Origin of the sequence: Methanocalculus sp., assembly GCF_029762515.1 — an archaeon.
Taxonomy (GTDB): domain Archaea; phylum Halobacteriota; class Methanomicrobia; order Methanomicrobiales; family Methanocorpusculaceae; genus Methanocalculus.
Genome location: NZ_JARVGN010000169.1, coordinates 1 through 4,744 on the forward strand (window position 1 = coordinate 1; position 4,744 = coordinate 4,744).

At 52.2% G+C, this 4,744-nt stretch carries 4 protein-coding genes and 1 pseudogene; 3 read left to right on the forward strand and 2 right to left on the reverse strand.

Features of this window, described 5'->3' with window-relative positions; translation table 11 throughout:
* Positions 1-977: DNA double-strand break repair nuclease NurA (locus QCH34_RS07070; protein WP_300332233.1), on the forward strand; the 977-nt coding region annotated here is incomplete at its 5' end.
* The gene (locus QCH34_RS07075) at positions 931-2,553 is read left to right on the forward strand and encodes an ATP-binding protein (RefSeq protein ID WP_300332235.1); all 1,623 of its coding nucleotides are present in this window, start codon (positions 931-933) and stop codon (positions 2,551-2,553) included. The genes QCH34_RS07070 and QCH34_RS07075, both read left to right, overlap by 47 nt.
* A 1-nt stretch (position 2,554) precedes the next feature.
* Here the strand turns inward: QCH34_RS07075 and QCH34_RS07080 are convergent, their stop codons facing one another.
* Together QCH34_RS07080 and QCH34_RS07085 are read right to left on the reverse strand one after the other, a co-directional pair.
* Entirely contained in the window at positions 2,555-3,094 is a 540-nt protein-coding gene (locus QCH34_RS07080; protein WP_300332237.1) for a nucleotide-binding protein, read from the reverse strand.
* A 20-nt stretch (positions 3,095-3,114) separates the two neighbouring features.
* Positions 3,115-3,969: a formate/nitrite transporter family protein gene (locus QCH34_RS07085; protein WP_300332239.1), complete on the reverse strand. Its 855-nt coding sequence runs from the start codon at positions 3,967-3,969 to the stop codon at positions 3,115-3,117.
* Between the two features lie 353 nt (positions 3,970-4,322).
* Here QCH34_RS07085 and QCH34_RS07090 point away from each other — a divergent pair.
* Positions 4,323-4,744 (forward strand): annotated as a pseudogene (locus QCH34_RS07090) (hypothetical protein); the annotation flags it as partial.

Consider the following 4,744-nt stretch of genomic DNA (forward strand, 5'->3'; position numbering starts at 1 on the left):
CAGTGAACGGCACCTATATACAGGATCTGGTCCGGGTGGTCGCCGAGATCAGGCGTCGGAGAGGAGATGTGGGTGGCGAGTCCTTCCTCTCTGCACAGAATATACGGAGAACCGACTTCATCCCGATCGAACCCGCAGCAGATCGGCCGGTCACCGCAATTGACGGGAGCAATGCGACCGTCTATTCAACCCCCTTCTTCAACCTGATCGTCTGCCGGGGTGCGATGCCAGCCTATGAAGACCAGGAGAGGAGCAGCCTCAGGCTCACCTCATGGCGGATCTTCAGGATAGGCGAGGGGCAGGATGAGGACTATGCCGAGCTTTATTCTGAGTATTTCGGACGAAAATCCGATGCGGGTCTTGAAACAGGAAACACTCTCGCAGCAGAGGCGGCCTTCCGCGATACCATCGAGTACGGCCTCGCCGCAATTGCAGCCCGTGAATCAAAACCCGGCACCCTCCTCCTTCTGGACGGCGCACTCTATGCGGAACATCCCTCCCACACCGCGATCCTTGTGGAGATTCAAAGCATCTGCCGGGAACGCGGCCTCCTCCTCGCCGCCGTCACCAAGAACGCAGGCGCCACCTGGGATGGAGTGCATCCGATCGTCCCGGCGGCGATGAAAGCCGCAGAAGAACTTGGTGTTTCGCCGCCCTGGTACCTGAAGGTGGAGGAGGGATATGTCGCCTGCCTCCACCCGCGTGCAAAGCGGGCGTTCCTGATTACGATGCCGGACGGCTATTCCGGTGATGAAGTTGCCGCCGTCTTTTCGGCACTCTCCTCCTATGCCGGGGATGGCCGGGTGGTCGGCTATCCCTACCCCCTGATGGATGCCCATCGTCAGGCGGTGATCAGATCTGATCAGGTGCAGCGGATCAGGCATGATATCATCGCCGGATGTTCAACCCAGTCGATCAACTACGAGGGATATGAAGAGATTCTTGGAGATTACCATGACGAACTTAATCGATATTGATACCAATGATGCGGCAAAATTCCGCCTGATAGGCCAGACGGTCTCAACCTACCGGTGTGCGATCCCCTATACAAGCGAGATCTTTTTGGGTGATCTGCTGGCAATCCATGACAGCCAGAAGCAGTTCACCTTCTATGCAAAAGTGACCGGCATGCAGCATGCGAGCAACTTTTCCGATGCCAACTGGGACACCCGCCCCCATACCTCCCATTTCTATAATCTCGGCGAGGATGTCTTCCTCCTCCTTGAAGCAACCCCGCTTGGATATCTCGATCAGAACGGCAACTTCCGCCGCCCAAAGACCGTCCCAACAAAATTCTCCAGTGTCAGGATAGCAGAAGAGGAGGATTTTGCCTTTCTGGAGGAGTACATGGGGAAGATCGAGGTCGGGCTTGTCAGGAACGGAACCGGCACCATCGCAACTGCAAAAGTCGGGCTCCACCCCCATGACTTGAACCAGCATATGGGTGTCTTTGCCACAACCGGCATGGGAAAGAGCAACTTCATGAAGGTCTTCTCGGCATCCTGCATGAAAGAGCAGCCATTTGGACTCCTGATGGTCGATCCGCATGGCGAATACCTCAAGGGGAGATCAGCACCCGGTGGCGGGGAGAATCCCGGCCTCATCCATTACAGGGAAGGAAGAGGCGGCCTTGCGATCTTCTCGACACGGGATGAGCAGGCGATCAAGCGGTATGGCGCATCCACCCTGAGCATCGCCTACGATGATTTCAGGCCATCTGATCTCTATCCGATATTCGAGTTCTCGGAGGCGCAGAGCGAGATTTTAGAGACGCTGAGCGACATCTCCGGCTCAGTCCTGATCGACTTCTTTTCCGCAACCGACTTCACCGAGGACTGGTATGACGGCTATGCCGGGACAAACCCGCCGCTTGCCCGCCGCTTAAAGGAGTTCCATGAAGCCTCACTCAGATCAATCAAGCGGAAACTTGAGATCCTGACCCGCCACAATCCCTTCTTCAGGAGATCGGGCTCCTCTCTCAATGGCATCAGGAGAGCCCTTGAAGAGCAGAAGGTTGTCTTAATTGACATCCCCGGCATGCGTGAACAGTCCGAGCTCTTCATCCTCTCCCTCCTCACACGGACATTCTTAAACGAGCGGAGGAATGACGGATTTGGGGCAGATGAAACCGAGCCGGCAGGCCAGGTCTTAATTGCAATCGAGGAGGCGCAGCGGGTGCTTGGGCCCGGCAGGGGAACCGCTGTCTTCCGCGAATGTGCGATGGAAGGCCGGAAGTTTGGGATCGGCCTCTGCGTGATCACCCAGCAGCCGAAGAATATCGATCCACGGATCCTCGCCCAGATCAACACCTATGTCGTCCTCGGCCTCTCGGACAAGACCGACCGGCAGATGATCGCATCGAGCGCAAAACAGGATTTAACCGCGCTGGATGGCGAGATCCAGACACTGGAACGGGGAGAAGCGGTGATCAGCACCCTCTCGGTCCCGTTCCCGATCAGCTGCCGGATCCATGCGTTTGATCGCTATATCAAACAGGATGATATGAAGAAGACCAACCCGATCAGGGATGGCCTGAAGAATAGTTTTTCGTAGATTATCTCTTCTTTTTCTCTTTCTTTTCAGGTTCAGCCCGTGTTTCTTTGACAATTTTCCGTATCGAAACACAATTGACGATCGGATCTCCGGTTATAATGTACCGGCGCATAATTGATCCGAGAACCTCGACAATATCCCCCTTCCCAACATCTTCCTCAGGGGATGTGAACATCTTCACTGATACTTCTCCAGTACGATCTGCTATGACGTACTGTGGCCTGTTGAGGAATTTGAAGTGAACATGTTCAATGAGCCCTTCATACCTGACGACTTTTCCCATCATTGAATCACTGATCTGGTTGGCCCGGATCGGTTTTGCCTCAGCTTCGTACATCGGCCGCAGGCTTCTGTAATGGCTCTGGCTCATGTAGTTCATAGCCATTGGAATGGTGAGAATGAATATCAGTGTCGGGATACCCCAGAGGAGCATCCTGAAGTCACCTGATGAAAAAAATGAGAAGAGGAAAATAGCGGTGAAGAAGACGAAGACACCCAGATGGATGATCGTCACTCTTACCGTTATATTTCCGATCTTCATGTGATAACACTACCAGTACTTTACTTCAGTGCAGCGATCTCTTTGCGGAATGCTACCCAGTAGATGATACCAACAAAGAGCAGACCGCCGATGATGTTGCCGATGGTAACCAGTATGACGTTGTTCGTCCACATGGTGACCCAGTTCAGCTCGGCAATATACTGTGGCGTTCCTGCCAGGAATCCGTTCACGAATATCCCGGCCGGGATGAAGTACATGTTCGCGATACTGTGTTCGAGTCCGCTGGAAACGAAAGCCATGATCGGGAACCAGATGCCGAAGAACTTGCCAACGGCGTCATCTGCACATATACCGAGCAGCACAGCGAGGTTCACAAGCCAGTTACAGCCGATGGCCTTCATTAAGAGAGACCACATCGCGGCTCCGCCGACATAGGATACCTTTCCTTTTGCAATACCTAACGCCGTCATACCGAAGGCATTGACAGTGACTGCTCCTGCTGCATCCCAGCTTGAGAGAGGGCCATAGGCCATCAGGTACGCATAGACAACAGATCCGATAAAGTTACCAACATAGACCCAGACCCAGAGATTAAGGACCTGCATCCAGCTGATCTTATGGATAAAAGCAGCCATTGGAGCGAGCATTGCGTCGCCGGTAAACAGTTCAGCACCTGTCAGGATTGTAATAATAAGTCCGACAGGGAAGACAGCACCACGAACGAGTGCTGCAAATCCGGGTCCAAGGGAATCTGCAACGCCTGTGCTACAGACTGTAGCAAGACCTGCTCCCATGGCGATATATGCCCCGGACATGAATCCACGCATGATCATGTTCCAGGCGGGCAGGCCTACCTTATACTTGCCTGCATCTCCCGCCTTTGCAACAATCTGCACTGGAGGATGGAATACCATATTTCTACACACCTCTTTTGAAATGTCCAACCTATCAACCGAAATGAACTGATCATTTCGGAATAGGCATAGTTGATGATTTTAAGGTAAGATATTAAAACATTTCTAAATAGTTTCTGGTAGGGCATATTTTCAGAATGGCTAAAAAACGGATTTTTAGATACATATAAATAGTCAATCCAGTTGTATTGAAAACCTTAACCATTTTGTTTATATTCAACTCATTTCATCTCCCTCTTTTTCGGGGTCAATCCCCAATATTTCCGATTCTCTCTGGTTGCGCGCAGAATACCTCCCCTTTAAAGGACAGATTAACTACCTGCGTGCCCAATGCTTTTGTAACTGAGGTGCAGATGATTCGAAAACAGATGATCCCCCCCTTCCTCTCGGAGATGATCAGATCATCGATCACCCTCTTTGACGGAGTTGAATTCACGGAGATCCCGACGCAATGCAGTCTCTGTGCCTCCTCTCTTCGAAGACACGATCTCAAAAAGAAACGGTTCGCAACCCTTTCTGTTGATGAGATTACAAAACCGGTATTCGTAAAGGTGGCACGGTACCGGTGCAGTGGGTGCGGGAGGCTCTGGTATGCAGATGAGCCATTCTATCCTGATACCCGCCACGGGGTTATACTCGTCGATCTCGCAACTTCGATCGCTAAAAAATATCCATTCCACAGAACAGCACGCATTCTGGAGGCGCTGGGGATCAGGATTGACCGGGGCACAGTCAGAAACTATGCGCCTCGTTTCTCTGTAGATTTTACTGATAT